Origin of the sequence: Pseudomonas sp. MM213, assembly GCF_020423045.1 — a bacterium.
Taxonomy (GTDB): domain Bacteria; phylum Pseudomonadota; class Gammaproteobacteria; order Pseudomonadales; family Pseudomonadaceae; genus Aquipseudomonas; species Aquipseudomonas migulae.
The window spans coordinates 4,680,855-4,707,526 of sequence record NZ_CP081943.1; the positions used below are offsets into that span (position 1 = coordinate 4,680,855).

30 protein-coding genes are annotated in these 26,672 nt (G+C 60.0%); 15 read left to right on the forward strand and 15 right to left on the reverse strand.

The genetic code is table 11. From position 1 onward, the window contains the following. Window positions 1-8 precede the first annotated feature (8 nt). The gene (locus tag K5R88_RS21400) at window positions 9-296 is read left to right on the forward strand and encodes a DUF2782 domain-containing protein (protein ID WP_008027663.1); all 288 of its coding nucleotides are present in this window, start codon (window positions 9-11) and stop codon (window positions 294-296) included. Window positions 297-354: 58 nt separating this feature from the next. Next, window positions 355-1,305 carry a homoserine kinase gene (locus tag K5R88_RS21405; RefSeq protein ID WP_192417852.1) on the forward strand — a complete coding sequence of 317 codons (951 nt, stop codon included), beginning with the start codon at window positions 355-357 and terminating at the stop codon, window positions 1,303-1,305. A gap of 116 nt (window positions 1,306-1,421) precedes the next feature. On the opposite strand, the gene K5R88_RS21410 is transcribed toward K5R88_RS21405, so the two are convergent. Further along, window positions 1,422-2,342 carry a zinc ABC transporter substrate-binding protein ZnuA gene (locus K5R88_RS21410; RefSeq protein ID WP_008027667.1) on the reverse strand — a complete coding sequence of 307 codons (921 nt, stop codon included), beginning with the start codon at window positions 2,340-2,342 and terminating at the stop codon, window positions 1,422-1,424. A gap of 66 nt (window positions 2,343-2,408) precedes the next feature. On the opposite strand from K5R88_RS21410, the gene zur reads away from it, so the two are divergent. The 7 genes from zur to K5R88_RS21445 all read left to right on the forward strand — a co-directional run bounded on the left by zur (window position 2,409) and on the right by K5R88_RS21445 (window position 7,946). Further along, window positions 2,409-2,891 (forward strand): zinc uptake transcriptional repressor Zur, encoded by a 483-nt coding sequence (gene zur / locus K5R88_RS21415; protein ID WP_008027669.1) that lies wholly within the window; start codon window positions 2,409-2,411, stop codon window positions 2,889-2,891. Next, the gene (gene znuC, locus K5R88_RS21420; protein ID WP_008027671.1) at window positions 2,891-3,676 is read left to right on the forward strand and encodes a zinc ABC transporter ATP-binding protein ZnuC; all 786 of its coding nucleotides are present in this window, start codon (window positions 2,891-2,893) and stop codon (window positions 3,674-3,676) included. Before zur ends, znuC begins: the two co-directional genes overlap by 1 nt. Then, window positions 3,669-4,457 (forward strand): zinc ABC transporter permease subunit ZnuB, encoded by a 789-nt coding sequence (gene znuB / locus K5R88_RS21425; protein ID WP_008027673.1) that lies wholly within the window; start codon window positions 3,669-3,671, stop codon window positions 4,455-4,457. The genes znuC and znuB overlap by 8 nt, the downstream gene beginning before the upstream one ends. Window positions 4,458-4,494: 37 nt before the next feature. Next, the gene (locus tag K5R88_RS21430; RefSeq protein WP_192228117.1) at window positions 4,495-5,211 is read left to right on the forward strand and encodes a PA5502 family lipoprotein; all 717 of its coding nucleotides are present in this window, start codon (window positions 4,495-4,497) and stop codon (window positions 5,209-5,211) included. 208 nt (window positions 5,212-5,419) lie between these two features. Next, the gene (locus K5R88_RS21435; RefSeq protein WP_008027677.1) at window positions 5,420-6,427 is read left to right on the forward strand and encodes a methionine ABC transporter ATP-binding protein; all 1,008 of its coding nucleotides are present in this window, start codon (window positions 5,420-5,422) and stop codon (window positions 6,425-6,427) included. Then, on the forward strand, window positions 6,427-7,101 hold the full coding sequence (locus K5R88_RS21440) for a methionine ABC transporter permease (RefSeq protein WP_008027679.1): 675 nt from the start codon (window positions 6,427-6,429) through the stop codon (window positions 7,099-7,101). The genes K5R88_RS21435 and K5R88_RS21440 overlap by 1 nt, the downstream gene beginning before the upstream one ends. 74 nt (window positions 7,102-7,175) lie before the next feature. Further along, window positions 7,176-7,946: a MetQ/NlpA family ABC transporter substrate-binding protein gene (locus tag K5R88_RS21445; protein ID WP_008027681.1), complete on the forward strand. Its 771-nt coding sequence runs from the start codon at window positions 7,176-7,178 to the stop codon at window positions 7,944-7,946. A 150-nt stretch (window positions 7,947-8,096) separates the two neighbouring features. Here the strand turns inward: K5R88_RS21445 and K5R88_RS21450 are convergent, their stop codons facing one another. The 5 genes from K5R88_RS21450 to K5R88_RS21470 are packed head-to-tail and all read right to left on the reverse strand — an operon-like array spanning window position 8,097 to window position 11,999. Next, the gene (locus K5R88_RS21450; protein ID WP_008027684.1) at window positions 8,097-8,732 is read right to left on the reverse strand and encodes an SCO family protein; all 636 of its coding nucleotides are present in this window, start codon (window positions 8,730-8,732) and stop codon (window positions 8,097-8,099) included. After that, window positions 8,729-9,628 carry a heme o synthase gene (cyoE, locus tag K5R88_RS21455; RefSeq protein ID WP_008027686.1) on the reverse strand — a complete coding sequence of 300 codons (900 nt, stop codon included), beginning with the start codon at window positions 9,626-9,628 and terminating at the stop codon, window positions 8,729-8,731. The genes K5R88_RS21450 and cyoE overlap by 4 nt, the downstream gene beginning before the upstream one ends. Next, window positions 9,616-10,689, reverse strand: coding sequence for a COX15/CtaA family protein (locus K5R88_RS21460; protein ID WP_192417858.1), 1,074 nt, complete (start codon window positions 10,687-10,689; stop codon window positions 9,616-9,618). The genes cyoE and K5R88_RS21460 overlap by 13 nt, the downstream gene beginning before the upstream one ends. Before the next feature lie 10 nt (window positions 10,690-10,699). Then, window positions 10,700-11,293 carry a hypothetical protein gene (locus K5R88_RS21465; protein WP_008027689.1) on the reverse strand — a complete coding sequence of 198 codons (594 nt, stop codon included), beginning with the start codon at window positions 11,291-11,293 and terminating at the stop codon, window positions 10,700-10,702. Next, window positions 11,259-11,999: an SURF1 family protein gene (locus K5R88_RS21470; protein WP_008044693.1), complete on the reverse strand. Its 741-nt coding sequence runs from the start codon at window positions 11,997-11,999 to the stop codon at window positions 11,259-11,261. Before K5R88_RS21470 ends, K5R88_RS21465 begins: the two co-directional genes overlap by 35 nt. A gap of 70 nt (window positions 12,000-12,069) precedes the next feature. Between K5R88_RS21470 and K5R88_RS21475 the strand changes: the two genes are divergently transcribed. Next, window positions 12,070-12,273, forward strand: a complete 204-nt coding sequence (locus K5R88_RS21475) for a twin transmembrane helix small protein (protein ID WP_008027692.1) — start codon at window positions 12,070-12,072, stop codon at window positions 12,271-12,273. Window positions 12,274-12,298: 25 nt separating this feature from the next. Here the strand turns inward: K5R88_RS21475 and K5R88_RS21480 are convergent, their stop codons facing one another. The 4 genes from K5R88_RS21480 to coxB all read right to left on the reverse strand — a co-directional run bounded on the left by K5R88_RS21480 (window position 12,299) and on the right by coxB (window position 16,692). Beyond that, window positions 12,299-13,186, reverse strand: a complete 888-nt coding sequence (locus tag K5R88_RS21480) for a cytochrome c oxidase subunit 3 (RefSeq protein ID WP_008027694.1) — start codon at window positions 13,184-13,186, stop codon at window positions 12,299-12,301. Between the two features lie 25 nt (window positions 13,187-13,211). Then, the gene (locus K5R88_RS21485) at window positions 13,212-13,763 is read right to left on the reverse strand and encodes a cytochrome c oxidase assembly protein (protein WP_226298315.1); all 552 of its coding nucleotides are present in this window, start codon (window positions 13,761-13,763) and stop codon (window positions 13,212-13,214) included. 126 nt (window positions 13,764-13,889) lie between these two features. After that, window positions 13,890-15,482: a cytochrome c oxidase subunit I gene (gene ctaD / locus K5R88_RS21490; protein WP_008027700.1), complete on the reverse strand. Its 1,593-nt coding sequence runs from the start codon at window positions 15,480-15,482 to the stop codon at window positions 13,890-13,892. A gap of 82 nt (window positions 15,483-15,564) precedes the next feature. After that, window positions 15,565-16,692, reverse strand: coding sequence for a cytochrome c oxidase subunit II (gene coxB / locus K5R88_RS21495; protein ID WP_008027701.1), 1,128 nt, complete (start codon window positions 16,690-16,692; stop codon window positions 15,565-15,567). A 371-nt stretch (window positions 16,693-17,063) separates the two neighbouring features. Between coxB and K5R88_RS21500 the strand changes: the two genes are divergently transcribed. Beyond that, the gene (locus K5R88_RS21500; protein ID WP_008027703.1) at window positions 17,064-17,714 is read left to right on the forward strand and encodes a hypothetical protein; all 651 of its coding nucleotides are present in this window, start codon (window positions 17,064-17,066) and stop codon (window positions 17,712-17,714) included. A 95-nt stretch (window positions 17,715-17,809) separates the two neighbouring features. Here the strand turns inward: K5R88_RS21500 and K5R88_RS21505 are convergent, their stop codons facing one another. The 3 genes from K5R88_RS21505 to K5R88_RS21515 all read right to left on the reverse strand — a co-directional run bounded on the left by K5R88_RS21505 (window position 17,810) and on the right by K5R88_RS21515 (window position 21,460). Next, window positions 17,810-19,336 (reverse strand): SulP family inorganic anion transporter, encoded by a 1,527-nt coding sequence (locus tag K5R88_RS21505; protein ID WP_207285019.1) that lies wholly within the window; start codon window positions 19,334-19,336, stop codon window positions 17,810-17,812. A gap of 90 nt (window positions 19,337-19,426) precedes the next feature. Beyond that, the gene (locus K5R88_RS21510) at window positions 19,427-20,158 is read right to left on the reverse strand and encodes a carbonic anhydrase (protein ID WP_008044681.1); all 732 of its coding nucleotides are present in this window, start codon (window positions 20,156-20,158) and stop codon (window positions 19,427-19,429) included. A 243-nt stretch (window positions 20,159-20,401) separates the two neighbouring features. Further along, the gene (locus K5R88_RS21515) at window positions 20,402-21,460 is read right to left on the reverse strand and encodes a PA0069 family radical SAM protein (protein ID WP_008027708.1); all 1,059 of its coding nucleotides are present in this window, start codon (window positions 21,458-21,460) and stop codon (window positions 20,402-20,404) included. Between the two features lie 231 nt (window positions 21,461-21,691). Here K5R88_RS21515 and K5R88_RS21520 point away from each other — a divergent pair, with 231 nt between their 5' ends. Beyond that, window positions 21,692-21,997 (forward strand): hypothetical protein, encoded by a 306-nt coding sequence (locus K5R88_RS21520; RefSeq protein ID WP_207285020.1) that lies wholly within the window; start codon window positions 21,692-21,694, stop codon window positions 21,995-21,997. Window positions 21,998-22,195: 198 nt separating this feature from the next. Beyond that, entirely contained in the window at window positions 22,196-22,837 is a 642-nt protein-coding gene (locus tag K5R88_RS21525; protein ID WP_226298316.1) for a dual specificity protein phosphatase family protein, read from the forward strand. A gap of 44 nt (window positions 22,838-22,881) precedes the next feature. Here the strand turns inward: K5R88_RS21525 and K5R88_RS21530 are convergent, their stop codons facing one another. Further along, on the reverse strand, window positions 22,882-23,166 hold the full coding sequence (locus K5R88_RS21530) for a YheV family putative zinc ribbon protein (protein WP_008027712.1): 285 nt from the start codon (window positions 23,164-23,166) through the stop codon (window positions 22,882-22,884). Further along, the gene (prlC, locus tag K5R88_RS21535; RefSeq protein WP_223450129.1) at window positions 23,163-25,241 is read right to left on the reverse strand and encodes an oligopeptidase A; all 2,079 of its coding nucleotides are present in this window, start codon (window positions 25,239-25,241) and stop codon (window positions 23,163-23,165) included. Before prlC ends, K5R88_RS21530 begins: the two co-directional genes overlap by 4 nt. Before the next feature lie 62 nt (window positions 25,242-25,303). Between prlC and K5R88_RS21540 the strand changes: the two genes are divergently transcribed. Together K5R88_RS21540 and K5R88_RS21545 are read left to right on the forward strand one after the other, a co-directional pair. Next, on the forward strand, window positions 25,304-25,849 hold the full coding sequence (locus K5R88_RS21540) for a gamma carbonic anhydrase family protein (RefSeq protein ID WP_223415770.1): 546 nt from the start codon (window positions 25,304-25,306) through the stop codon (window positions 25,847-25,849). Window positions 25,850-25,875: 26 nt separating this feature from the next. Continuing rightward, on the forward strand, window positions 25,876-26,526 hold the full coding sequence (locus K5R88_RS21545) for an HAD family hydrolase (RefSeq protein WP_008044671.1): 651 nt from the start codon (window positions 25,876-25,878) through the stop codon (window positions 26,524-26,526). Window positions 26,527-26,672: the final 146 nt, after the last annotated feature.

The window sequence follows — 26,672 nt, forward strand, 5'->3', positions numbered from 1 at the left end:
AGGTTATCATGCGCACACTAAATCGCCTGTTGCTGGCTGGCTTGTTTGCAATTGCACCATTGGCCGTGATGGCGGCGGATGACGCACCTTCGCCAGACCCGGATGTCACGATCCGCACGGAAGGGGATAAAACCATTCAGGAATATCGGCAAAATGGTTTTCTGTATGCCATCAAGGTCACGCCGAAAGGTGGCAAACCTTATTTCCTGGTGCGCGCGGATGGCTCGGAAGGTAACTTCATTCGCTCGGACTACCCGGATATGCTGATCCCGGCGTGGGAAATATTTAAGTGGTAAGTCGTCCTTAATTTTAATCGGTGCCGCCATTTGCGGCGCCCGTACTGGCAGTTAAAACATGTCTGTGTTCACCCCGCTGGCTCGGCCTGAGCTGGAAACCTTTCTCGCCCCTTACGGGCTCGGCCGCCTGCTTGATTTTCAGGGGATTGCTGCCGGTAGCGAAAACACCAACTTCTTTATCAGCCTGGAGCAGGGCGAATTTGTCCTGACCCTGGTCGAGCGCGGTCCGGTTCAGGAGATGCCGTTCTTCATCGAGCTGCTGGACGTGCTGCATGAAGCCGACCTGCCGGTGCCTTACGCCTTGCGCACCACCGATGGCGTCGCCCTGCGCGAGCTGGCCGGCAAGCCTGCGCTGCTGCAACCGCGTCTGGCGGGCAAGCACATCAAGGAAGCCAACGCGCAACATTGCGCTCAGGTGGGCGAGTTGCTCGGCCATCTGCACCTGGCGACCCAGGCCAACATGATCAAGCGCAAAACCGATCGCGGCCTGGACTGGATGCTGGAAGAGGGCACGCAACTGTTGTCGCACCTGAATGCCGAGCAGAGTGATCTGCTGCAACGGGCGCTGGATGAAATCACACAGCAAAAAGAGAAAATTCTGGCGTTGCCACGGGCCAACATCCACGCGGATCTGTTCCGCGATAACGCGATGTTCGAAGGCACGCACCTGACCGGGTTGATCGACTTCTACAACGCGTGCTCGGGGCCGATGCTCTACGACGTAGCGATTGCCTTGAATGACTGGTGTTCGGATGACGACGGGCTGATTGACGGACCGCGGGCGCGGGCGTTGCTGGGGGCGTATGCAGCGTTGCGGCCATTCACTGCTGCCGAGGCGGAGTTGTGGCCGACCATGCTGCGCGTGGCGTGTGTGCGGTTCTGGCTGTCGCGATTGATTGCCGCGGAGTCTTTCGCCGGGCAGGACGTGTTGATTCACGACCCGATGGAGTTTCAGCAGCGGTTGGCGCAGCGGCAGAAGGTCAACACGCCGTTGCCTTTCGCCCTCTAAAAGCTTCGCGGGCAAGCCTCGCTCCTACAAGTTGGCGTCGATCTCACAATATTGTGAACGACACAAATCCTGTAGGAGCAAGGCTTGCCCGCGAATGGGGCGCCGCAATTCTGGAATTACAACGACTCCAGACACCCCGCCAAATCATTCCCCAACTTCTCCAGCACCTGCTCATACCCCTGAGCAGTCGCCGGCGTGTACCCACCCAAAGCATCCAGCTCCGCCAGTTTCACCGGCAAACCCGCCACCAGTGTTTCCGCCAGTCGCGGCCGCAACGGCGGCTCGCTGAACACACAGGTCTTGCCCACTTCCTGCAACCGCGTGCGCATTGCCGACACGTGCTGGGCGCCCGGCTGGACTTCGGCGGCGACGCTGAATACCCCAGCGTGCTTCAGGCCGTAAGCCTCTTCGAAGTAGTCGAATGCTTCATGGAACACAAAGTACGGTTTGCCCGCGATGCCCGCCAGTCGTGCCTTCAAGCGCAGGTCCAGCGCGTCGAGACGTTCATCGAACGCCTTCAGATTGCTCTGATAGCGCGCTGCGTTGGCCGGATCGGCAGCGCTCAAATCAGCGGCCATTTTCGTCGCGATCACGCGAGCGTTGATCGGCGATAACCACAGATGCGCATCCAGGCTGCCCGGACGGTGATCGTGATCATGCTCGTCGGCTTCTTCGGCGTGGGAGTGACTGTCTTCGGCGAAACGACGCAATTTCAGCCCAGGCAGATCCTGCACGGCAACGCTCGGCAGCGTACGACCGTTCAGCACACGAGGCAGGAAACCTTCCATGTCCGGTCCGATCCAGTAAACCAGGTCCACCGATTGCACCTTCCGTACGTCGGACGGGCGCAACGCATAGTTATGCGGCGAGGCTCCCGGCGGCAGCAGCACTTCCGGAATCGCCACACCGTCCTGCACCGCAGCGGCAATCAGCTGCAGCGGCTTGATGCTGGTGAGGACTTTGACTTCGGCCTGAGCAGAACCGATCAACAGAAAACTGGCGACAAATGCGACAAAGATAGAAAAAAGTCGGGACACGATGACCACTCAAAGAGGCGAGAACGGGTAACATAATAACGTCTCTCACAAAACTCGTCGCCGCTCATGCCTAAAACACCGATTGCCAGCCGTCCCCACGACCACTCTCATTGCGTGCATAGCGCACTGTCTGAGGCCGATGCCCTGTGCGCTCGGCAAGGTTTGCGCCTGACCGCCCTGCGCCGGCGGGTGCTGGAACTGGTGTGGCAAAGCCATAAACCGCTGGGTGCCTACGACATTCTTGCGGTACTCAGCGAGCAGGACGGCCGCCGCGCTGCGCCGCCGACCGTGTACCGCGCGCTGGATTTCCTGCTGGAAAACGGCCTTGTGCACCGCATCTCCTCGCTGAACGCCTTCGTCGGCTGCAATCACCCGGAACACGCGCACCAGGGCCAGTTCCTGATCTGCCGCGAATGCCATGCCGCCATCGAGCTTGAACAAAAATCCATCAGTGACGCGATTATCACCAGCGCCAAGGATGTCGGGTTCGTTGTCGAAGGTCAGACGGTCGAAGTGGTCGGCCTCTGCTCGGGTTGCCAGGGGGCTTGATGAGCAACGCGTTGATCCGCCTTGAGCAAGTTGCCGTCACATTTGCCGGGCAAAGCGTGCTGGATAACATTGAGCTGAGCGTCGAGCCGGGGCAGATCGTCACCCTGATCGGCCCCAATGGCGCCGGCAAGACCACCCTTGTGCGGGCGGTGCTCGGTCTGTTGAAGCCGGACAGCGGCAGCGTGTGGCGCAAGCCGAAACTGCGCGTTGGCTACATGCCGCAAAAACTTCATGTCGATCCGACGCTGCCGCTGTCGGTGCTGCGCTTTCTGCGTCTGGTGCCCGGCGTGGACCGTGCTCGCGCCTTGGCGGCCCTCAAGGAGGTCGGCGCCGAACAGGTGATCGACAGCCCGGTGCAAAGTGTTTCCGGCGGTGAAATGCAGCGCGTGCTGCTGGCTCGGGCGCTATTGCGCGAGCCGGAACTGCTGGTCCTTGATGAGCCGGTGCAAGGCGTCGACGTGGCCGGTCAGGCCGAGCTGTACAGCCTGATCACCCGTCTGCGTGATCGTCACGGCTGCGGCGTGTTGATGGTTTCCCACGATTTGCATCTGGTCATGAGCACCACCGATCAAGTGGTGTGCCTCAACCGTCACGTCTGCTGTTCCGGCCATCCCGAGCAAGTCAGCGGTGATCCCGCTTTCGTCGAGCTGTTCGGAAAGAACGCACAAAGCCTGGCGATTTATCACCACCATCACGACCACGCCCATGATCTGCATGGTTCGGTCGTCAGCGCGGCCCCGTCGGCCCAACCTCACGTTCACGGAGATAGCTGCAAGCATGGCTGATTTTCTGCTCTACGCCCTGCTTGCAGGTCTGGCTCTGGCGCTGGTGGCGGGCCCGTTGGGTTCGTTCGTGGTCTGGCGGCGCATGGCCTATTTCGGCGACACCCTGTCCCACGCCGCCTTGCTCGGCGTGGCGCTGGGCTTCCTGCTGGATGTCAGCCCGACGGTGGCGGTCACTGTCGGCTGTTTGCTGTTGGCCGTGTTGCTGGTGACCTTGCAACAGCGTCAGCCGCTGGCGTCCGACACGCTTTTGGGAATTCTCGCACCGAGCACGCTCTCTTTGGGCCTTGTCGTACTAAGCTTCATGCACGAAGTGCGGATCGACCTGATGGCCTATCTGTTCGGCGACTTGCTGGCGATCAGCCCGACCGATCTGGCCTGGATTCTCGGTGGCAGCGCCGCTGTCATGGCCTTGCTGGTGACATTGTGGCGGCCATTGCTGGCGATCACAGTGCATGAAGAGCTGGCGAGGGTGGAAGGTCTGCCCGTGCCGGCGCTGCGCCTGACCTTGATGTTGCTGATCGCCGTGGTGATCGCGGTGGCGATGAAAATCGTCGGTGTGTTGCTGATTACGTCGCTGTTGATCATCCCTGCGGCTGCGGCACAACGTCACGCCAAGTCGCCGGAACAGATGGCGCTGGGCGCGAGCCTGCTGGGCATGCTCGCCGTGTGTGGCGGGTTGGCGTTGTCCTGGTTCAAGGACACCCCGGCGGGCCCATCGATTGTTGTGACGGCCGCCGCACTGTTTCTGCTGAGTTTTGTCCTGCCCCGTCGAGGGGTGTAGACTTGCTCGTTTTTTGCGCAAATAGAGAGTCGCAGGAATGAAGCCGTTCGCCTCCCGTTATCTGCTCCTTGTCGCATTTTCGCTGCTACTGGGTGCATGCCAAAGCACGCCACCGGCGGCCACCGAGGCCACTGATGCGCGGGCCACGGCCATCGCACAGCTCGAGCAAAACCTCGCCAGCAGCGAACTGGCCACTGCCGAAGATCAATTGGCTGCCTTGCAGGCTGAGTCGCCAAACGACCCGTCCCTTGTGCAATACCAGCGGCAACTTGCCGAAGCCTATCTGCAACGCAGCCAGATCGTGCTGCAAAAAGGCGATGTGAATGCTGCGGCGACCGCACTGAGCCGTGCGCGGGCGTTGATGCCCAAGGCGCCGGCGTTAACCGGTGGGGTCAACAACGCCATCGTCAACGCACGCAAGGCAGAGCTCGACAAAGCTGAAGCGGCGCTGTTGGCTGCCGAGGCAAAACCTCAGGCAAAAGTGATTGATCCGACCGCTGAAAGCACCACCGTCGCGTTGAACCTCACCGATATGAGCAAACTTCGCCGGCAACTGGATGCGATCGCGGCTGATGTGGTGAATTACCAATGTGACGTGAGCATTCAGGCGCCACGCACGCAGGACTACCCGTGGCTGGCGACGTTATTGACCAAGCGGGTAAAGAAGCTGGATTCGGGGTTTGACCTGAATCTGGAGAAGCAGATCCTGCGCAATGTTCCGGCGCAGATGGTCTTGAGCCCGCGCAAACCCTAAAAAGCATCGCGAGCAGGCTCGCTCCCACAGGTTAGTTGCTGTTCCTGTGGGAGCGAGCCCGCTCGCGAAGGCGTCTGCCGCGCGTTCGTTATTGCCAAATGAAAGGTTGAATGCGGAATAAATGCTAATAACCTCTATACGGACAGGCTAAAATGCGCGCCCGGCTAACCGCTGATCCTTATTCAACGCGCCCCACAAGGTTCGCTACGTGATCGAGTTTCAAAACGTCCACAAAACCTACCGCGTCGCCGGTAAGGATATTCCCGCCCTGCACCCGACCAGTCTGTCGATTGAGAACGGTCAGGTTTTCGGCCTGATCGGTCATTCCGGTGCGGGAAAAAGTACCCTGCTGCGTCTGATCAATCGCCTGGAGAACTCCAGTGGCGGCAAGATCATCGTCGACGGCGAAGAAGTCACCGCGCTCGACGCCAGCGGCTTGCGGCGCTTCCGTCAGCAGGTCGGGATGATTTTCCAGCACTTCAACTTGCTGGCTTCCAAGACCGTGGCCGACAACGTCGCACTGCCGCTGACCCTCGCCGGTGAACTGTCGCGTGGCGAGATCGACCAGCGTGTCGCCGAGTTGCTGGCGCGGGTAGGTTTGTCCGACCACGCCAAAAAGTACCCGGCGCAGTTGTCGGGCGGCCAGAAGCAGCGTGTCGGCATTGCCCGCGCACTGGCGACCAAGCCGAAAATCCTGCTGTGCGATGAAGCCACCAGTGCACTGGACCCGCAGACCACGGCGTCGGTCCTGCAATTGCTGGCCGAGATCAACCGCGAACTGAAACTGACCATTGTCCTGATCACCCACGAGATGGATGTGATCCGTCGCGTGTGCGACCAGGTGGCCGTGATGGACGCTGGCGTGATCGTCGAGCAAGGTTCGGTCGCTGAGGTGTTCCTGCACCCGAAACACCCGACTACTAAACGCTTCGTGCAAGAAGACGAGCAGATCGACGAAAGCGAACAGCGCGACGACTTTGCTCACGTGCCGGGCCGTATCGTGCGTCTGACCTTCCAGGGCGAAGCGACCTACGCGCCGTTGCTGGGAACCGTCGCTCGGGAAACGGGCGTGGACTACAGCATTCTGGCCGGCCGTATCGATCGCATCAAAGACATCCCCTATGGGCAACTGACCCTGGCGGTCACCGGCGGCGACATGGAGGCGGCGTTTGCCCGCTTCACCGCGGCTGACGTTCATATGGAGGTGCTTCGTTAATGGAAGCTCTGACAACGTTTTTCGCCAACATCGATTGGTTCGAAATCTGGCTGGCCACCGGCGACACCCTGCTGATGCTCGGCGGTTCGCTGCTGTTCACCGTTTTGCTGGGCCTGCCGCTGGGCGTGCTGTTGTTTCTCTGCAGCCCGCGTCAGTTGCTGGAAGCCAAAGGCGTATACGCGATGTTGTCGCTGGTGGTGAACATCCTGCGTTCATTGCCCTTCATCATTTTGCTAATTGTGATGATCCCGTTCACCGTGTTGATCACCGGCACTTCGCTGGGTGTCGCCGGTGCGATTCCGCCGCTGGTGGTCGGTGCCACGCCGTTCTTCGCGCGTCTGGTGGAAACCGCCTTGCGTGAAGTGGATCGCGGCATCATCGAAGCGACCCAGGCCATGGGCGCGACGACACGTCAGATCATCACCAACGCCTTGCTGCCGGAAGCCCGCCCGGGCATCTTCGCGGCGATTACGGTGACAGCTATTACACTGGTGTCCTACACGGCGATGGCCGGTGTGGTTGGCGCCGGTGGTCTGGGTGACCTGGCGATCCGTTTCGGATACCAGCGTTTCCAGACTGACGTGATGGTCGTCACGGTGGTGTTGCTGCTGGTGTTGGTTCAAGTGCTGCAAACGGTTGGCGACAAGTTGGTCGTACACTTCTCGCGCAAATAATTTATGAGCAGGCCATTCGCTGGCGGGCGCCGCAAACAGGCGCCGCAAGCGGATATTCACAAGGAGTTAGCTGAATGAAAAAACTACTCGTCGCGTTCGCTGCCGTTGCAGCCTTTTCTGCCCACGCCGACACCCTGACCGTTGCGGCCACCCCGGTCCCGCACGCAGAAATCCTCGAATTCGTGAAACCGGCCCTGGCCAAAGAAGGCGTGGACCTGAAGGTCAAAGTCTTCACCGATTACATTCAGCCGAACGTGCAAGTGGCGGAAAAGCGTCTGGACGCCAACTTCTTCCAGCACCAGCCGTACCTCGATGAGTTCAACAAGGCCAAGGGCACTAATCTGGTTTCCGTAGCCGGTGTGCACCTGGAACCGCTGGGTGCTTATTCCAGCAAGTACAAGGCACTGACCGAACTGCCGGGCGGCGCCACCGTGGTGATCCCGAACGACGCCACCAACGGCGGCCGCGCTTTGCTGCTGCTGGCCAAGGCTGGCCTGATCAAGTTGAAGGATTCGAACAACATCCTGTCGACCGTCAAGGACATCACCGAGAACGCCAAGGACCTGAAATTCCGCGAACTGGAAGCCGCAACCATCCCGCGCGTGCTGACCCAGGTCGACCTGGCGCTGATCAACACTAACTATGCGCTGGAAGCCAAGCTCGATCCGGCCAAGGATGCTCTGGTCATCGAAGGCAGCGACTCGCCGTACGTGAACATCCTCGTTGCCCGCCCGGACGACAAGGACAGCGAAGACATGAAGAAACTGGTTGCCGCGCTGCACAGCCCGGAAGTGAAAGCCTTCATTCTCGAGAAGTACAAAGGCGCTGTGGTGCCGGCGTTCTGATCTGACGCTGTAACGAAAAATGGGGCGCATTCAATGCGCCCCATTTTTTTTGCCCGAAACACACGCCCCCTGTAGGAGCCAGGCTTGCCGGCGAAGGCGTCCGAGAGATCGCCTTCGCCGGCAAGCCTGGCTCCTACAAGGACGTGGGGTTTATTTACGGTTGAGCATTACGGGCAATTGCGCCACCAGCTTCGCGTTGTTCAACGGCGCCCGGATAAACCCGCGCTGTGTCCCGTCCGGCCCGATCACCGCCAGGTTGCCGCTGTGATCAACCGTGTAGTTCGGTTTGCTGGTGTCCGCCGGAATGAACGGAATGCTCACCGCGTTGGCCAGTTTCTGAATGTCTTCCACCGACGTCGCCGTCAGGCCCTGGAACTGCGGATCAAAGTAGCCCAGGTATTGCTTGAGCTGCTTTGGCGTGTCGCGGTTCGGGTCGACGCTGACCAGCACGATCTGCAATTTATCCACAGCCTCCGGCGGCAGTTCGCTCTTGATCTGGCGCAGTTGGGCGAGGGTGGTGGGGCAGATGTCCGGGCAGAAGGTGTAGCCGAAGAACAGCAGGCTCCACTTGTCTTTCAGCGCGTTGACCGCCACCGGTTTGCCGTCCTGATCGGTCATCGTCACGTCCGGCAGATTACGGCTTTGTGGCAACAGGATGATCCCGGCGTCGATCAACGCGGTCGGGTCGCCCTGGCCTTTGCCGGACAGCACTTTATTGATGGTCAGGCCCAGAACCAGTGCGATCAGGGCAACAAGGATGAAGACGGTTTTCTGGGTTCGAGTCATAGGTTCAACAGTAGGTAGTGGTCTACGAGCAGCGCGATAAACAACAGGAACAAGTAGTAAATAGAGTACTTGAACGTGTTGATCGCCGCGTGCGGTCGAGTGCCACGGTACAGCACCACGGCCCATTGCAGAAACCTTGCGCCCAGTCCCAACGCACAAATCAGGTAAAGCATGCCGCTCATGTGGATCACATACGGCATCAGGCTCACGGCCAGCAGCGCGAAGGTATAGAGCAGGATGTGAATCTTGGTGTAGTGCTCGCCGTGGGTTACCGGCAGCATCGGAATGTCGGCCTTGGCGTATTCCTCTTTGCGGTGAATCGCCAGCGCCCAGAAGTGCGGCGGGGTCCAGGCGAAGATGATCAGCACCAGCAACAACGGTTCGGCGCTGATGTGGCCGGTGGCGGCGGTCCAGCCGAGCAGCGGCGGGGCGGCACCGGCGAGGCCGCCGATGACAATGTTCTGCGGCGTCGCGCGTTTGAGGAAACCGGTGTAGACCACCGCGTAACCGAGCAAGGAGGCGAGGGTCAGCCAAGCGGTCAGCGGGTTGGTGAAGGCCAGCAGCAACGCCTGGCCCAGCACCGCCAGCACCAATGCGAACGTCAGCGCCGCCGTCGGTGAGACCCGGCCTTCGGCCAAGGGGCGTTTGTGGGTTCGGGCCATCACCGCGTCGATGCGTCGGTCCACCACATGATTCACCGCCGCCGCACCGCCGGCACACAAGGCGATCCCCAGATTACCGAACACCAGCACGGTCCATGGCACCCCGGCGCGGGTCGCGAGGAACATGCCGACCAGCGAGGTGATGAGCATCAGCACCACCACTTTCGGCTTGGTCAGCTCCAGGTAGTCACGCCAGATCGCCTGGTTGTGACGTGCGCCGATCAGAGTCGCCATGGCATCTCTCCTTTTATTGTTATGGGCCCGGCTGAATGTTTACGCGGGCTGAACCGCCAGCGTGTCGGTTGTTTGACCCGAACCAGACTGGTTCGCGCGTGATAATTGACCAGCACCATCGTCAGCAGCAGCGCTGCACCACCGGCGTTATGCGCGACGGCCACCGGCAGCGGCAGGTGGAACAGCACGTTGCTGATACCGAGGGTGATTTGTGCGGCGAGGGCAATCAGCACCAGCCCGGCCAGGCGCGTCATGCCGACGACTTTCAGTTGCCATGCAAGGCCGAGCAGCACCACTGTCACCAACAGCGCGCCGATACGGTGAGTCAGGTGAATCGCCGTGCGAGCATCGCTGTCGAGCTGCCCGCCCAGGTAATTGGGGCCGATGTGTTGGGTCAGGTGAAAGCCGTTGGCGAAGTCCGCCGGTGGCAGCCATTGCCCGTGGCAGGTCGGGAAGTCGATGCAGGCCACCGCCGCGTAGTTGGAGCTGACCCATCCGCCGAGGGCGATTTGCAGAATGACCAGCAACAACCCGGCCGTCGCCCAGTACTGCAAGCGCCGGGGCACGGTCAGCGCAGGCAGCACGCCGGACAGGCGCAGGGTCAGCAGAAACAACAGGCTCAACGTCGCGAACCCGCCGAGCAAATGCCCCGTCACCACTTGCGGCCAAAGCTTGAGCGTCACCGTCCACATGCCGAACGCTGCTTGGGCAATCACCACCGCCAACAGAAACAACGGCAGCTTCACCGGTTGCCCCGGATGACGACGATGCACCCACGCGCGACCGGCCAGCACCGAGATCAACAGCCCCAGCGTGCCGGCGAAGTAACGGTGGACCATCTCGTTCCAGCCCTTGTGCGCTTCGACAGGCGCATCGGGAAAGTGCAGTTCGGCATGCGCCAGCTGGGCTTCGCTTTTCGGCACGCTGATAAAGCCGTAGCAGCCCGGCCAGTCCGGGCAGCCGAGACCGGCGTGGGTCAGGCGCGTGTAGGCGCCGAGCAGCACCACAATCAGTGCCAGCAAGGTGGCAAACAGCGCGAGGCGAAATCCAGGTTTGGCCATGACGATGCCCTTATCCGATGTTCGACAGTTTCAGCAGATGGCGCAGGTCGTTGAGCAAGTCCTTGCCCTTCACCGTCGGGTCGTAGCGCAGCACCAGATTGCCGTGGGGGTCGATGATCCACAGGTGCGGCGTGTCATTGCTCTGAGCGCCTTTGGTGTAGGTCGGCAGGTCCAGGGAATACCGCTGCAACTGCGGGTACTCGCGTTGAAGTTTAGTCTCGTAATCGCTGTTCAGCGGCTGCGCGGTGGCGATGGCATGACTGGCGCGGGACGCGTCGCGACCGAGGCCGATCTGGATTTGCCGGGCTAGGTACACCAGTTGCTGGCAGTCCACCGCACACGCCTTCGGTGCCGTGACCAGTAGTTGCCAGCGCTCTTCCTGCGCCTGCACGCCAAGGTCGGCGCGGGTCTGGCCGTTGCCGATCAGTTCGCCGTGATAGCTGCGGCCTTCCGGCACCCAGAAATTCAGTTTGTACATGCCGGTGGCGAGGATCATCGGGCCGATCACCACGAGCAGGATCAGTAACAGCTGCAAGCGACCCTTGCGCCGGTTCGCCGGCGTTTTCGCTTCAGACATGCTGGGTGGATTCATGGCCGCTCCCATGGTGTTTCTCCTTTGCGTTGTGCCAGCCGAGGTAGATAAAAAGGCCGAGCAGGGCGATCGACATGGCGAACCACTGCACGGCATAAGCGATGTGTTTTTCCGGCCCTGTGGCGACGATCGGCCAGTCGGCCCGGTAGGTCGCAAGGCTGTTTTCTGCGCGTAATTCGTAGGCAAACCCTTCACGGCCCAACGCGGACCAGAGCTTGGTCGGCTCGACCGCTGTGATCAGCTGCGGCCAGGTTGTGCTGTCCGGGTCAGCGTGTAATTGAAACGTCGCGCCGGGGGAAACGTAGACCCAGGCATCGAGACTCAATGCCTGGGCGGGTGTGGTGAATTGCGGCGGCGTGCGCCGGTCCGGCCATGGCAGCCAGCCGCGATTGACCAGCAGCCAGAGCCCGGTCGCCTGATCCTGAAACGGTTGCAGCAGCTCGACGCCAACCTTGCCGTCGCGTTGACGGTTATCCAGCAGCAGACTGTGCGCGGCGTCGAACTGGCCGTGCAGGCGAACCCGGCGAAAGGCCGGATCCTCGGTGTGTGGCAGTTCGGTGCTGGCCATCGGTTCGGCGGCACGGCGTTCGGCGTAGGTGTGCAGCAGCGCGCTTTTCTCTGCGCCACGGCCCAGTTGCCAGAAGCCGAGCGACACCAGCAGCGGCAGCAGGAGGGCGACCACCAGCGTCGGCACGATGCCCGGCCGAAAGCGCTTCATGGCGTCGCCAGAAAGTCATTGGTCGCGATAGCTATACTCAAGTGCATCGCCTGTCCCCCGGAGTCCCACCATGCTCAAAGCAGCCATCGTCCTGATGCTGATTGCCACGGTTGTCAGCCTGTTCAGCGGCCTGTTTTTTCTGGTCAAGGACGACAGCAGCTCGAACCGCCTCGTCATTGCCTTGAGTGTCCGTGTTGCCCTGGCCGCTGTTACCGTCGGCTTGATCGCCTGGGGTTTTTTCAGCGGCCAGTTAGTCTCTACTGCGCCTTGGTAACTTGTAGGAGCCAGCTTGCTGGCTCCTACAACACGTAGACGAAAATGAACAACCCGATCCACACGACATCCACGAAGTGCCAATACCAGCTCGCTGCCTCGAATCCGAATTGGTGCTCGTTATCGAAGTGTCCGCGCAGGATTCGCATCAGCATCACAAACAAAATGATGGTGCCAATGGTTACGTGGGCGCCGTGGAATCCGGTGAGCATGAAGAACGTCGCGCCATAGATGCCCGAACCCAGAGTCAGGCCCAGTTCGTGATAGGCGTGGATGTACTCTTCGGCCTGGAAGCCGAGGAATGCGCAGCCCAGCAACACGGTGATCGCCAGCCAGATTTTCAACGCGCCGCGATGGCCTTTTCTCAAGGCGTGGTGGGCGATGGTTATCGTGACGCTGGAACTCACCAGCAACACGGTATTGAGCAACGGCAGGCCCCAGGGGCTGATGACTTCCTTCGGGGGCACAAAGAGTTTGGAGTCCGGGTTGTTCAGCAGCGGCCAGGTCCACTGGAAGGCAGGCCACAGCATGTGGGCGAGGCCTTTGGTGCCTTCGCCACCAAGTGCCGGTCCGGACACGTGGCGCACGTAAAACAGCGCACCGAAAAAGGCGATGAAGAACATCACCTCCGAGAAAATGAACCAGCTCATGCCCCAGCGGAACGAGCGATCCATCTGCGCGCTGTACAAACCGCTGCGACTTTCCTTGATCACCGTGCCGAACCAGCCGAACAGCATGTACGCCAGCAGCAGGCCGCCGACGAAAAAGATCAACGGGCCGTGGGATTCCGGCCGCGCCGCTTTCAGATCGTTGAACCAGGTGGCCAGGCCATACACGGTGATGAACATCCCGACCGTGGCGATGATCGGCCATTTGCTTTGGGCCGGTACGTAATAGTGCTCATGAGTTGCCATTTATTGTTCTCCTTATCGGGCACGCTCAGCCGCCAGTATTTACAGCCACCGGTGGATGTCGGGCGGTGATATCGAACAGCGTGTAGGACAGCGTCAGGTGCTTCACTTCCTTGGGCATGTCGCGGTCAACGATGAAACGTACCGGCATCTCGATCCGTTGACCGGGCTGCAGCACTTGCTGGGTAAAGCAGAAACATTCGGTTTTGTGGAAATACGCCGCCGCGTTGCTCGGCGCGATGCTCGGCACCGCTTGCGCGCTCATCGGCCGGTCGGTCGGGTTGTGGGCGATGAAGATCATCTCGTTGACCGCCCCTGGGTTGGCCGTCAACTCATCGCTCTTGGGGTAGAAATCCCAGGACATGTCAGCAGAGTTGGTCGACAGAAACTGCACGCGGACTTGCCGCGAGGTATCGACGGTTTGTTCGCCTTCGTATTGCCCGGCGGTCTTGCCGTTGATGCCGAACGCCTTGCACATCACGTCGTAGATCGGCACCAGGGCAAAGCCGAAAATAAACATCGCCACCACCACCAGCAACAGGCGGGTGACCAGTTTTTTCATCGAAACAGAATCAGCCATGATTCAAACCCTCAACACCGAACCCTGTAGGAGCCGGCTTGCTGGCGATGCAAACACCGCGGTGCGTCAGGCGCACCGCGTAATCGTTCATCGCCAGCAAGCCGGCTCCTACAGGACCGAGGTGTTTCATTTCACTTCCGGCGGCGTGGTGAACGTGTGGTACGGCGCCGGTGACGGGATGCTCCATTCCAGGCCTTCCGCGCCATCCCACGGTTTGGCCGGTGCTGGTGGGCCGCCACGGATGGTCTTGATCACGATGAACAGGAAGAAGATCTGCGTGGCGCCGAACATGAATGCGCCGATCGACGACACCATGTTGAAGTCGGCGAATTGCAGGTTGTAGTCCGGAATCCGCCGCGGCATACCCGCCAGCCCCACGAAGTGCATCGGGAAGAACGCCATGTTCATGCCGATGAACGAGAGCCAGAAGTGCAGCTTGCCGAGGGTTTCGTCGTACATGTGGCCGGTCCATTTCGGCATCCAGTAGTAGGCTGACGCGAAGATCCCGAAGATCGCCCCCGGCACCAGCACGTAGTGGAAATGCGCGACCACGAAGTAGGTGTCCTGGTACTGGAAGTCCGCCGGGGCGATGGCCAGCATCAACCCGGAGAAGCCGCCGATGGAGAACAGGATCACGAACGCCACGGCAAACAGCATCGGTGTCTCGAAGGTCAGCGAGCCTTGCCACATGGTGCTGGCCCAGTTGAACACCTTCACCCCGGTGGGCACGGCAATCAGCAGCGTGGCGTACATGAAGAACAGCTCGCCCACCAGCGGAATGCCCACCACGAACATGTGGTGCGCCCAGACGATAAAGGACAGGAACGCAATAGATGCCGTGGCATAGACCATCGAGGTGTAGCCAAACAGCGGCTTGCGCGAGAACGCCGGGATGATCGAACTGACGGCACCGAAGGCCGGCAGGATCATGATGTACACCTCCGGGTGACCGAAGAACCAGAACACATGCTGGAACAACACCGGATCACCGCCACCGGCAGCACTGAAGAAGCTGGTGCCGAAGTGGATGTCCATCAGCATCATCGTCACGCAACCGGCCAGTACCGGCATCACCGCGATCAGCAGGAACGCGGTGATCAGCCAGGTCCAGACGAACAGCGGCATTTTCATCAACGTCATGCCGGGGGCGCGCAAGTTGAGGATGGTGGCGATCACGTTGATCGCGCCCATGATCGAACTGATCCCCATCAAGTGGATGGCGAAGATGAAGAACGTCACGCTTTCCGGCGCATAGGTCGTGGATAGCGGCGCGTAGAACGTCCAGCCGAAGTTCGGCCCGCCACCGGGGGTGAACAGGGTCGACACCAACAGCAGGAACGCCGCCGGCAGCAGCCAGAAGCTGAAGTTGTTCATCCGCGGCAGCGCCATGTCTGGCGCGCCGATCATCAGCGGGACCATCCAGTTGGCGAGGCCGACGAAGGCCGGCATCACCGCACCGAAGACCATCACCAGACCGTGCATGGTGGTCATCTGGTTAAAGAATTCCGGCTGGACGATCTGCAATCCCGGCTGGAACAGTTCGGCGCGAATCACCATCGCGAACGAACCGCCCAAGAGGAACATGGAGAACGCGAACCACAGGTACAGCGTGCCGATATCCTTATGGTTGGTGGTCAGCACCCAGCGCATCAGGCCTTTGGCTGGGCCGTGGGCGTGCTCGGTGTGGGTATGAACAGGTTCATCGATTACAGCAGTCATGTCCTGTCTCCTGCAAACAGATGGGCTGGGCGGGCCGGGGCGCGTAGCCCCGACCGGTTGCTGGTGTACGCAATAGACCGGGTCATTTGCTTTCCGCCTGTTTCAGCTCCAGCACTTCTTTAGGCGTGACCATGTCGCCCTTGTTATTGCCCCAGGCGTTACGTTCGTAGGTCACGACCGCTGCGATATCGACTTCCGACAGCTGCTTGCCGAACGCCGCCATGGCGGTGCCAGGCTTGCCGTGGAAGACAATGCCCAAGTGATCCTTGATCGGTCCGGTGGCGATTTTCGAGCCCTTGAGCGCCGGGAACATCGGCGGCAGGCCCTGGCCTTCGGCCTGGTGACAGGCCACGCAAGTGGTGTGATAGACCTTGTCGCCGCGCTCCTTGAGCTCGTCGAGGGTCCATTCCTTGCTGGTCAGTTCTTTGAGTTGCGCAGCTTCGGCCTTGCGCTCGCCCAGCCATTTTTCGTAATCGGCCTTTTCCTTGACCTCGACCACGATCGGCATGAAGCCGTGGTCCTTGCCGCACAACTCGGCGCATTGGCCACGATAGAGGCCGGGCTTGTCGACGCGGGTCCAGGCTTCGTTGACGAACCCCGGGATCGCATCGCGCTTGACCGCGAAGGCCGGCACCCACCAGGAGTGGATGACGTCGGCAGAGGTCACCAGGAAGCGCACCTTGGCGCCGATCGGCAGCACCAGCGGCTTGTCGACCTCGAGCAAGTAGTGCTCGCCCTTGGCTTCCTTGTTGTGAATCTGGTCGGCGGGAGTGGCCAGGTTGCTGAAGAACTCGACGTCCTGGCCCAGGTATTTGTAGTGCCACTTCCACTGATAGCCGGTGACCTGGATATCGATATCCGGCTCACTGGCGTCGTACATCTTGATCAGGGTCGCCGTCGCCGGTACCGCCATGGCCACCAAAATGATGAAGGGCACGATGGTCCAGAGGATTTCGACGGTAGTGCTTTCATGAAACTTTGCGGCCACCTGCCCGGTCGAGCGGCGGTGGAGGATCATCGACCAGAACATGGCGCCGAAGACGATGATGCCGATCACTACACAGATCCAGAAAATGGTCATGTGCAGGTCAAATACTGCGTGACTGATTTCAGTCGCTCCCGGCGCCATATTCACAGTCCAGGCCGCTTGTGCCTGACTGAAAATCGACCACAACAGGAGGCCCATCCAGACGTGTGGATGTCGCATCATTGCGGGTTCCCCTTATCGTTCTTGTTATCCCGCCGGCTTTCACCTGCGGCAAGGGAGCGGCATTTTCAGACTACGAACTTGAATCGCCGGGTCTTGCTGCGTGTGCAGTCGGACGTCATCAGCTAACTCCATTCCAACCCGAGTATAGACAGCGACTGCTACCTCGCAATGTGAGGGCGTAAATCATCTGAAACAGCTGGGACTTGCGTTCTAGGTCACGAATGGAGAAGGATGCAGAGGAGTGGTGGCACATCGATATAACTTTGACGTCTCAAGGATGAAATATTTATGACAAATGCGTCTTAGCAGATTTTGGATGCCAGCTAAGTTATGTCTTCCCTATTTCATTGCCTTTGTTTCCTGGAGTTTTCATGAACACCGCCGCATTGCGCGAGCAGATCCAAAAAGCCCAACAACATGAAGCCGAGACCGGCCTGCTGACACGTCAGCTGGAAAGCAAACTGCCTCATCTACACCCATCGATCCAACTGCCGGAGGCGGATGCCAATGGCGTGCTGACGCGTTTTGTAGCCGCCTATATCGATGAAGTTCCTGATCTGCTGGATGCAGCCAATGAAGTCGCCAGGGAAGCGGGTATCGAGTCACAGATCAAACCGGTGCTGAAAATTGCCGAGCAATACTTCCTTCAGCCGCCAGAAATCATGGCAGGGCACGTCGGACTGGACAGCCTGCTGGACGAGGCCTATCTGGCGCATCGGTTTGTCGAAGAGGTCAACGACCTGTACATCAAGCATTTTGGCCAGCCACTGATCCCCTTGGACATGACTGTCGCCAACCTGATCGCTCACCAACTGATCGGTGAGGAATTTGCCAACCAACTGGATGAAGTGGTGCACCACGCGGTGGATAACATGCTCGACGATGAAAGCTTTGCGCTGGAGTCGGTCGAAGCCTACCGCGCGAAGCTCAGCAGCCCGGATACCGGCGCTGCGTGGAAACGCTGGCCATGCATGTCGCGCCGGCTGGGTGTAGGTCTTGAGCTGGACCAACCCGCCGCCTAATCCCAATGCTCCCTGTAGGAGCGAGGCTTGCCCGCGAAGGCGTCTTTGAATACGCCAAAAGCTTCGCGGGCAAGCCTCGCTCCTACAGGGGTGTTTTAGGCGGTGGAGCCTACTCCGGCGGTGGTTCGCAACCGCCCTTCCAATCTGCGCTTCAACCCCCGCGCCTCAATCAATAGCGTTGAACCCTTGGCCGCATTGGCCCGCCCCCATTCCTCAAGCAATTCCAGGCACGAATGATCGATGTAGCTCAGGTTATTGAGCGGCACATGCACCGTCGCGCCGGCGGGGATGGTCCCCAGCACCTGAGTCAGTGCCGGCACCTTGAGAAAGGTCGCCGCCCCGATCAGTCGCAATTCCATCTCGCCGTCCTTGGGCAGATCGATCAGGCTGATTTTCAACCGTGAGGCCTTCCACGCCAGTTTCGCCAGCGTCAGTCCGAAGCCGATCAGCACGCCCGTCAACAGATCGGTAAAGATGATCGCCAGCGCTGTCGCCGCGTAAGTGAACATCGGCATCCGGCCGTATCGGCCCAGGCTGCGAAAGGCTTTCAGGTCCACCAATTTGAAACCTGTGTAAACCAACACACCCGCCAGGCTCGCCACGGGAATGCTTTGCAGCACGCTCGACAGCAGCAACACGAACGCCAGCAACCACAGGCCATGGAATATCGTCGACATTCGGGTGGTGGCGCCGGCCTGCACGTTGGCCGAACTGCGAACGATCACGCCGGTCATCGGCAGTGCACCGAGCAGGCCGCAGAGCATGTTGCCGACACCCTGAGCCGACAATTCCCGGTCAAAGTCCGAGCGTTGGCCGCTGTGCATGCGGTCTACCGCTGCGGCCGAGAGCAGGGTTTCGGCACTGGCGATGAAGGCCACGGCGAAAGCGGCGATCAGCAGGGTCGGGTCGGCCAGGTTGAGCAAGTCTTCCGGTTTCAGCCAGTCGATGGCTTCCGCCAGATTGGCCGGGACTTCCACGCGTTTGACCTGCAAGGCGAGCATCAGGCTGGCAACAGTCGCCAGACCTACGCCCAGTAGCGCTCCCGGAATGAAACGCAGGGAATGTGGGCGGAGTTTTTCCCACAACCACATCACCGCTATGGTTGCGAGCCCGAGCAAACCGGCTTGCCATCCAAAAGAAGGCAAGGCTTGAGCCACGGCAGCGGGGAAGGCGGCCAGGTTATCCAGCCCGGAAGGTTTCGGCACCGAGTCGAGCATCACATGCACCTGTGACAACACGATCAACACGCCAATCCCGGCCAGCATGCCGTAGACCACCGCCGGCGCCGTCACTCGAAACCAGCAGCCCAGCTTCAAGCGCCCGGCCACCAGTTGCAGGAAACCCGCCAGTAGCAGGATCGGCCCAAGCATGGCGATGCCGTGCTGGCGCACCAGTTCGAATACCAGAACGGCCAACCCGGCCGCCGGACCACTGACTTGCAGTGGCGAACCGGCAAGCCAGCCCACCACCAGACCGCCGACGATCCCGGTGATCAGACCTTTGGCGGGTGGCAGGCCCGAGGCGATGGCGATGCCCATGCACAAAGGCAGGGCGACCAGAAACACGACCACTGAAGCGAGCAGCTCCCGTGGCAGAACAGCTTTGAGTTGCGCTGCACGCATGGTGATTCTCCCGAAGTTTTCTTCAGGCATGGCAAGGCCGGACCGCTGAAACAGCGGCCGGGGTCAAACCACACAGATTTTTAGGAAGATTTAGAAGCGCGCTTTGGGCGTCGCCACGGGTATCGGATGGCTGCCATCGAGCGGCAGGAAACGACCCTGATCGGCGTCATAAGCTTTGATGGCGCTGGTCTCGATGTCGTAGACCCAGCCATGGATGAACAGATGACCGTTCGCCATGCGCGAGGCTACCGAGGGGTGGGTACGCAAGTGTTGCAATTGGGCGATGACATTCTCTTCGGTGAGGATGTGCATGGTCTCGTTTTCGTCGGTGCAGTTGCAGTTGTCGTGCACCATGGTTTTCGCGACTTCAGCATGCCGCAGCCAGGCTTTGACCGTGGGCATCTTTTCCAGGCTGTCGGGATTGAGCACCGCACGCATCGCGCCACAATCGGAGTGGCCGCAGATGATGATGTGTTGCACGCCCAGCGCCAGCACCGCGTACTCGATGGCTGTGGATACGCCACCGTTCATCTGGCCGTAAGGCGGTACGACGTTGCCCACGTTACGGGTCACGAACAGATCACCCGGCGAGCTGTGGGTGATCAGTTCAGGCACGATGCGTGAGTCGGCGCAGGTAATGAACATCGCCCTTGGCTGTTGAGCCGTGGCGAGTTTTTTGAAGAGCTCTTCCTGCTGCGGAAAGATCTCATGATGAAAATGCAAAAAGCCGTCAACAATATGCTTCAACGCTGCATCGGCGGTTTCTGCCTCGGTTTGGGCTGAAGCCGACGCAGCCAACGGCTGTTTATCCTTGTCACTCATGAATTCATCCTCATTGGCGGAGTCAGGGAATTTTCCCGTTTTGTCCGGTGTGAAGCCAGTGGCTGTATAAAAAACATCCAGGCCGGAAATCTCGACCCGTCAGTCACTCGATGAACAAGGTAGCGGCCGAATCTTAACTGAAACTGAATGAACCGCTCTAGAACGTGTGTTCCAGATCACAAAAAACGTGACCAGCCTAAATGCGCCGCACGTTTTCCATTACTCACCATAGGCCAATTGTCCTTAAATCAGCGACATCTGGCGACCCGGCGGACAGAAGGCTTCGCAATCCAGATTGAAACCTTCCCGCTGATTGAGCCCCAAGCGTTTGATGGTTTTGGCAAAGCGTTGCGCCAGCAGATCGGCAAATGGACCTTCGCCCCGCATCCGGCTGCCAAACCGACTGTCGTAGAGCTCGCCACCGCGGCTCTGGCGGATCAGGCTCAACACATGGGCCGCCCGCTGAGGATAATGGGCCGCCAGCCATTCTTCGAACAACGGCGCCACTTCCAGTGGCAGGCGCAGCATCATGTAGGCCGCACTTTGTGCGCCGGCCGCTTGTGCCTCGGTCAACAGGCTTTCGAGCTCGCTGTCGTTGATCATCGGAATCATCGGCGAACACAGCACCCCCACCGGAATCCCGGCTTCACGCATCACCCGGATCGCCCGGAGACGGGCCTTGGGCGCTGCGGCACGCGGCTCAAGGATGCGTTTGAGTTCATCGTCCAGCGTGGTGAGGCTGATCATCACCGCCACCAGCCTTTGCTCGGCAAGTTCGGCCAGCAGGTCCAGGTCGCGAAGAATCAGTGAGCCCTTGGTGATGATGGTCACCGGGTGACGGTAACGCAGCAGCACCTCCAGGGTTTTGCGGGTGATTTTGTGTTCGCGTTCGATCGGTTGATAAGGATCCGTGTTGGAGCCCAGGTTGATCGGCGCACATTGATAGCCGCGTTTGGACAGCTGTTCTTCCAGCACGTCGGCGGCGTTGGTCTTGGCGATCAATCGGGTTTCGAAATCCAGCCCCGGCGACATGTCCCAATAGGCGTGGCTGGGCCGTGCGTAGCAATAAATGCAGCCATGCTCGCAACCGCGATACGGATTGATCGAGCGATCGAAGGGCAAGTCTGGCGAGTTGTTGCGGGTGATGATGGTTTTAGCGGTCTCGATGCGCACCTCGGTGCCCTGGGTCATCGGCGCCTCCTGATACCAGCCATCGTCCTCCGCCACCGAGCGGTTTGGCGCGAAGCGGTTGTGCGGGTTGGTGGCGGTGCCGCGACCGCGGGGTGGCAAGGGAGTGCTCATCGGACAATACTCGTAGCTGTATGTGCATACAGTATCGAAGGTTGAGCGAACCGGCCAGTGCCGTTTGGCGCCCTGGCAAAGCAGGATGACCATTTATTGTGTAATTGATTGACAAGTACAACTTGGCGCAACGCCGGGAAACAAATATCGAATAGCCCCGATGCTAACTTGATAAGTAGTATTCGCTTCGCACGAAGTTCCGTGTATTTACTTATTAAATGGAATTAATAAATGTCGTTATTTAATCAACGCGGTATCTTTTTACAATTGCTGGCGCCGAGTATTGCCAACCCGCGGGAAGCGCAGGTATCGATGCAACTGGCTCGCAAGGAGCTGGGGTGGGACGCCGTGAATGAGCTGTCGACCGAGGCCCTGGTGGATTCAGCCTACGTGACGGCGGTCTCCAGTGATGGTGGCCGGTCCTTCACTATCAAAGTAGTCAATAGCGATGTGGACGGTGACGGCGATATCGACAGTGATGACAAGGAGAAACTGTTGGCCTTGGCGAAAGCGTATTCCAGTATCGTCAATCCTTAAGCCTGTTATTTAACTAAGTCTGTGTGAGATTCATACAGGCTTAGTTGCAATGGGGCATGAAACTACCGTCGTCCATGGTTGATCAATCGTATATAAATGGATGATTCACGATTCTTTGACAGACGGCTCACAGGTCTTTGACTGATCAGGGCTCAATCTGGCGTCGTCATCCCGCCTTTTTGCATACGGTCGCCGAGCATGTCCCTACGTCTTATCCCTGCGATGTGCCTGTCGCTGGTCGCATTCCTCAATCTGACGCTCGCCCACGCTGACGATGCGGTCGCACCCCGTCCTGCGGAGTGGGCTCAATCGGTCGAGGTGCAGTACAACCTCTTCCAGATGTCTCCAACGCTCTACCGCAGTGCATTGCCTGACCGCGGAGCCGTCCCGTTGCTGGAAAAACTCAAGGTCGCCACCGTGATCAACTTCCTGCCCGAGTCGGATTCAAGCTGGCTGGCCACGCCCGGTATAGACCAGGTGCAGTTGCCCTATCGCACCAACCACGTGGATGACGCGGATGTGCTCAAGGCCCTTCGCACCATTCAGGCCGCCGAAGCCAAGGGCCCGGTGTTGATGCACTGCAAGCATGGTTCGGACCGGACCGGCCTGATGGCCGCCATGTACCGGGTGGTGGTGCAAGGCTGGAGCAAGGAAGACGCCCTGAACGAGATGACTCAAGGTGGCTTTGGCGACAGCACCCACTTCAAGGACGGTATTCGTTACATGATGCAGGCGGATACCGAGAAGCTGAGCACGGCGCTGGCCAATGGGGAATGCAGTACAAGCCCGTTCGCGGCCTGCTCGATGAAGAGCTGGTTCAAGTCGGCCCACGTCGAGTAACAGCACCTCCCACAGCATTGCGCTGCGGGAGGCCATTGCTGCACTCAGTGTTCGTCAGGCTTTTTCTTCAGCTTCGGGTTCGGGAAAAACTGCACGGCCTGAACCTTGGCGTCCGGCGCCTTCAGCGCTGACGTGTTGACCCGTGTGCCCAATTCCTTGGGCACGGACAGGCCTTGTTCATTCAACGTGTCGGAATAACCGCAGCCCACGCACTCGCGATGCGGGACATCGTCTTCGCTCCACATCATCAATTTGTCCGGCTCGCTGCAGGCCGGGCAGACTGCCCCGGCGATAAAGCGTTTTTTCGTCTTCACAGGCCCCTCGCTCATGCTGCTGCGTCCTCACTCAGGCCGCTGTGGCGCAAGAGTGCGTCAATCGACGGGGCACGGCCACGGAAGTCGACGAACAGCACCATCGGCTCCTGCGAACCACCGCGCGCGAGGATCGCTTCGCGGAAGGCGCGACCGGTTTCGGCGTTGAGCACGCCGTCCTCTTCGAACTTCGAGAAGGCGTCTGCCGAGAGTACTTCAGCCCATTTGTAGCTGTAGTAACCCGCCGCATAACCGCCAGCGAAGATGTGCGCAAAGCTGTTCGGGAAGCGGTTGTAAGCCGGCGGGCGCATGACCGAGACCTCGTCGCGTATGCCTTCGAGCACTTGCAGCACGCTACGGCCATCGCCGTGGGTGGCGTGCAGTTCGAAGTCAAACAGCGAGAACTCGAGCTGACGCACCATCATCAGGCCGGACTGGAAGTTCTTCGCGGCGAGCATTTTGCCCAGCAGGTCCTGCGGCAGCGGTTCGCCGGTTTCGTAATGACCGGAAATCAGCGCCAGGCCTTCCGGCTCCCAGCACCAGTTTTCCATGAACTGGCTTGGCAACTCGACCGCGTCCCACGCCACGCCGTTGATGCCGGATACGCCGGCGTGTTCGACGCGGGTCAGCAGGTGATGCAGGCCGTGACCGAATTCGTGGAACAGGGTGGTCACTTCGTCGTGGGTCAGCAGCGCCGGTTTGCCGCTGTCGGCCGGGGTGAAGTTACACACCAGGTTGGCCACCGGGCTTTGCAACACGCCCTCGGCCGTGCGACGACGGTCGCGGGCGCCGTCCATCCATGCACCGCCGCGCTTGTTGGCGCGGGCGTAGAGGTCAAAGAAGAAGCGGCCGACGTGCTGGCCGTTTTCCTTGATCTCGAACAGGCGAACGTCCGGGTGCCAGGTGTCGAAGCCTTTCTGTTCGGCGATCTCGATGCCGTACAGACGTTGAACGATGGCGAACAGGCCGCCCAGCACTTTGTCGATCGGGAAGTAAGCGCGCAGGGCTTCCTGGGCAACGCTGTAACGTTGTTCGCGGAGTTTTTCACCGTAGAAACCGCTGTCCCAGCTTTGCAGGTCCGGGCAGCCTTGTTCGGCGGCGTAAGCCTTGAGCTGGTCCAGATCCTGAGCGGCGAACGGCTTGCTGCGCTTGGCCAGATCGCGCAGGAAGCTGAGCACCTGATCGCTGGATTCGGCCATCTTGGTGGCCAGGCTCAGCTCCGAGAAACTGGCGAAACCCAGCAGTTTTGCCAGCTCCTGACGCAGGTCGAGGATTTCTTCCATCACCGGCCCGTTATCGTTCTGGCCGGCATTCGGGCCTTGGTCCGACGCACGGGTGCAGTAGGCGGCGTAGACTTCTTCGCGCAGGGCACGGTCCTGGGCGTAGGTCATCACCGCGTAGTAGCTCGGGAATTCCAGGGTGATCAGGAAGCCTTCCAGATCTTTGGCCTGCGCAGCCGCAGCCATTTGTGCCTTGGCCGAATCGGTCAGGCCGGCGAGGGCGGCTTCGTCGGTAACGTGCTTGGTCCAGGCTTGAGTCGCGTCGAGCAGTTGGTTGGAGAAGCGGCTGCCCAGTTCGGAGAGCTTGCTTTGTACTTCGGCGTAACGTTTCTGCTCGGCTTCTGGCAGGTCGATACCCGACAGGCGGAAGTCACGCAGGGAGTGTTCCAGGATAGTTTTCTGCGCGACGTCGAAACCGGCGGCTTCCGGGCTGTTGGCCAAGGCTTCGAAGGCCTCGAACAGTTCGCGGTTCTGGCCCAGCTCGGTGGAGTAGGCGCTGAGCGCTGGCAGGCAGGACTCGTAGGCTTCGCGCAATTCGGGGCTGTTGCACACGGCGTTCAGGTGACTGACCGGGCTCCAGGCAGCGCCGAGGCGATCGTTGAGTTCGTCCATCGCCAGCACCAGGCCGGCCCAGGTTGGTTGTTTGCCCTGGGTTTTGAGGATCTCGATAATCGCGGCGCGGTTGTCAGCCAGGATCTGTTCAATGGCCGGTTGCACGTGTTCGGCCCGGATCGCCGAGAACGGCGGCAGGTCGTAGGACTGCAAAAGAGGGTTGTTCACGCTCACGTTTGGCACCTTGGCTGGAAGAAACATGCGGCCATCTTAATTACAATCGACGCTCACCGCAGCTATCGGCAACAGAGAGAAACCCTATCGTGACCCTTCGCAAGTATCAGAACCACACGCCGCTGCTGGGCAAAGGCGCTTTTGTCGACAGTTCGGCGGTGGTGATCGGCGACGTCGAAATCGGCGATGACAGCTCCGTTTGGCCGCTGACGGTGATCCGCGGCGACATGCACCGCATCCGCATCGGTGCGCGCACCAGCGTGCAGGACGGCTGTGTGTTGCACATCACCCACGCCGGGCCGTTCAACCCCGATGGCTTTCCGTTGCTGATCGGCGACGACGTGACCATCGCGCACAAAGTCATGCTCCATGGGTGCAGCGTGGGTAGCCGGGTGTTGATCGGCATGGGCAGCATCGTCATGGACGGTGCGGTGGTTGCGGATGATGTGATCATCGGCGCCGGTAGCCTGGTGCCACCGGGCAAACGCCTGGACAGTGGTTTTCTGTATGTGGGGAGTCCGGTGAAACAGGTCCGCCCGCTGACGGACAAGGAAAAAGCCTTTTTCACCTACAGCGCGGCGAATTACGTGAAGCTCAAGGACCTGCATCTGGCCGAAGGCTACGATCAGCTCTGACCCCGCGCCCTTATTCAGGATTCAACATGCATTACCAAACCGTTTTGTTCGACCTCGATGGCACCCTGACCGACCCGCGCGAGGGCATCACCCGTTCGATCCAGTTCGCCCTGAGCAAACTCGGCATCGAAGAACCCGACCTGACCAAGCTTGAACACTTCATCGGCCCGCCGTTGTTGCAGGCGTTCATGCAGTTCTACGACTTCGACGAGCCCAAGGCGTGGGAGGCGGTGAATTTCTATCGCGAGCGCTTCAAGGTCACCGGTCTGTATGAAAACCGCGTGTTCGATGGCGTCACGCCGCTGCTCGAAACCCTCGGCGGGCAAGGGCGTCAGCTGTACATCGCGACCTCCAAGCCGTGGATCTTCGCCCGGGAAATCGCCCGGCACTTCGACTTCGCCAAACACTTCAAGGTGATTTACGGCAGCGAGCTGGATGGCACGCGGACCAACAAAGTCGAGTTGATCGCCCACCTGATGGCGGAAGAAGGCCTGGACCCGGCCAACACCTTGATGATCGGCGACCGCAAACACGACCTGATCGGCGCGCGCAGCAATGGGCTGGATGCGGCAGCGGTGGGTTACGGGTTTGGCAGCCGTGAGGAACTCAGCGCGGAAGCGCCGACCTATCATTTTGAAACGCTGGATGAGATGCATCAGGCGTTTTTGCAGCGCTAGCGAAATTGCATTCGCGGGCAAGCCTCGCTCCTACGGGACATACATCGATCCGTAGGAGCGAGGCTTGCCCGCGAAGGCGCCACCCGATACACATCCTGATCAACTGTTCCCACTCAAAATCCTGCTTGTCGTTCTAGCCTGAAGAG

Coding starts and splice junctions, on each gene's coding strand:
- K5R88_RS21510 (WP_008044681.1), bottom strand. CDS start 20,158: ATGAGTGACAAGGATAAACAGCCGTTGGCTGCGTCGGCTTCAGCCCAA.
- K5R88_RS21470 (WP_008044693.1), bottom strand. CDS start 11,999: ATGAAGCGCTTTCGGCCGGGCATCGTGCCGACGCTGGTGGTCGCCCTC.
- K5R88_RS21430 (WP_192228117.1), top strand. CDS start 4,495: ATGAAGCCGTTCGCCTCCCGTTATCTGCTCCTTGTCGCATTTTCGCTG.
- cyoE (WP_008027686.1), bottom strand. CDS start 9,628: ATGGCGACTCTGATCGGCGCACGTCACAACCAGGCGATCTGGCGTGAC.
- K5R88_RS21530 (WP_008027712.1), bottom strand. CDS start 23,166: ATGAGCGAGGGGCCTGTGAAGACGAAAAAACGCTTTATCGCCGGGGCA.
- K5R88_RS21505 (WP_207285019.1), bottom strand. CDS start 19,336: ATGCGTGCAGCGCAACTCAAAGCTGTTCTGCCACGGGAGCTGCTCGCT.
- K5R88_RS21440 (WP_008027679.1), top strand. CDS start 6,427: ATGGAAGCTCTGACAACGTTTTTCGCCAACATCGATTGGTTCGAAATC.
- K5R88_RS21405 (WP_192417852.1), top strand. CDS start 355: ATGTCTGTGTTCACCCCGCTGGCTCGGCCTGAGCTGGAAACCTTTCTC.
- coxB (WP_008027701.1), bottom strand. CDS start 16,692: ATGATGCGACATCCACACGTCTGGATGGGCCTCCTGTTGTGGTCGATT.
- K5R88_RS21400 (WP_008027663.1), top strand. CDS start 9: ATGCGCACACTAAATCGCCTGTTGCTGGCTGGCTTGTTTGCAATTGCA.
- K5R88_RS21475 (WP_008027692.1), top strand. CDS start 12,070: ATGCTCAAAGCAGCCATCGTCCTGATGCTGATTGCCACGGTTGTCAGC.
- K5R88_RS21465 (WP_008027689.1), bottom strand. CDS start 11,293: ATGGGAGCGGCCATGAATCCACCCAGCATGTCTGAAGCGAAAACGCCG.
- K5R88_RS21450 (WP_008027684.1), bottom strand. CDS start 8,732: ATGACTCGAACCCAGAAAACCGTCTTCATCCTTGTTGCCCTGATCGCA.
- K5R88_RS21500 (WP_008027703.1), top strand. CDS start 17,064: ATGAACACCGCCGCATTGCGCGAGCAGATCCAAAAAGCCCAACAACAT.
- K5R88_RS21520 (WP_207285020.1), top strand. CDS start 21,692: ATGTCGTTATTTAATCAACGCGGTATCTTTTTACAATTGCTGGCGCCG.
- K5R88_RS21480 (WP_008027694.1), bottom strand. CDS start 13,186: ATGGCAACTCATGAGCACTATTACGTACCGGCCCAAAGCAAATGGCCG.
- K5R88_RS21485 (WP_226298315.1), bottom strand. CDS start 13,763: ATGGCTGATTCTGTTTCGATGAAAAAACTGGTCACCCGCCTGTTGCTG.
- ctaD (WP_008027700.1), bottom strand. CDS start 15,482: ATGACTGCTGTAATCGATGAACCTGTTCATACCCACACCGAGCACGCC.
- zur (WP_008027669.1), top strand. CDS start 2,409: ATGCCTAAAACACCGATTGCCAGCCGTCCCCACGACCACTCTCATTGC.
- K5R88_RS21515 (WP_008027708.1), bottom strand. CDS start 21,460: ATGAGCACTCCCTTGCCACCCCGCGGTCGCGGCACCGCCACCAACCCG.
- K5R88_RS21545 (WP_008044671.1), top strand. CDS start 25,876: ATGCATTACCAAACCGTTTTGTTCGACCTCGATGGCACCCTGACCGAC.
- K5R88_RS21525 (WP_226298316.1), top strand. CDS start 22,196: ATGTCCCTACGTCTTATCCCTGCGATGTGCCTGTCGCTGGTCGCATTC.
- znuC (WP_008027671.1), top strand. CDS start 2,891: ATGAGCAACGCGTTGATCCGCCTTGAGCAAGTTGCCGTCACATTTGCC.
- prlC (WP_223450129.1), bottom strand. CDS start 25,241: ATGTTTCTTCCAGCCAAGGTGCCAAACGTGAGCGTGAACAACCCTCTT.
- K5R88_RS21460 (WP_192417858.1), bottom strand. CDS start 10,689: ATGGCCAAACCTGGATTTCGCCTCGCGCTGTTTGCCACCTTGCTGGCA.
- K5R88_RS21445 (WP_008027681.1), top strand. CDS start 7,176: ATGAAAAAACTACTCGTCGCGTTCGCTGCCGTTGCAGCCTTTTCTGCC.
- znuB (WP_008027673.1), top strand. CDS start 3,669: ATGGCTGATTTTCTGCTCTACGCCCTGCTTGCAGGTCTGGCTCTGGCG.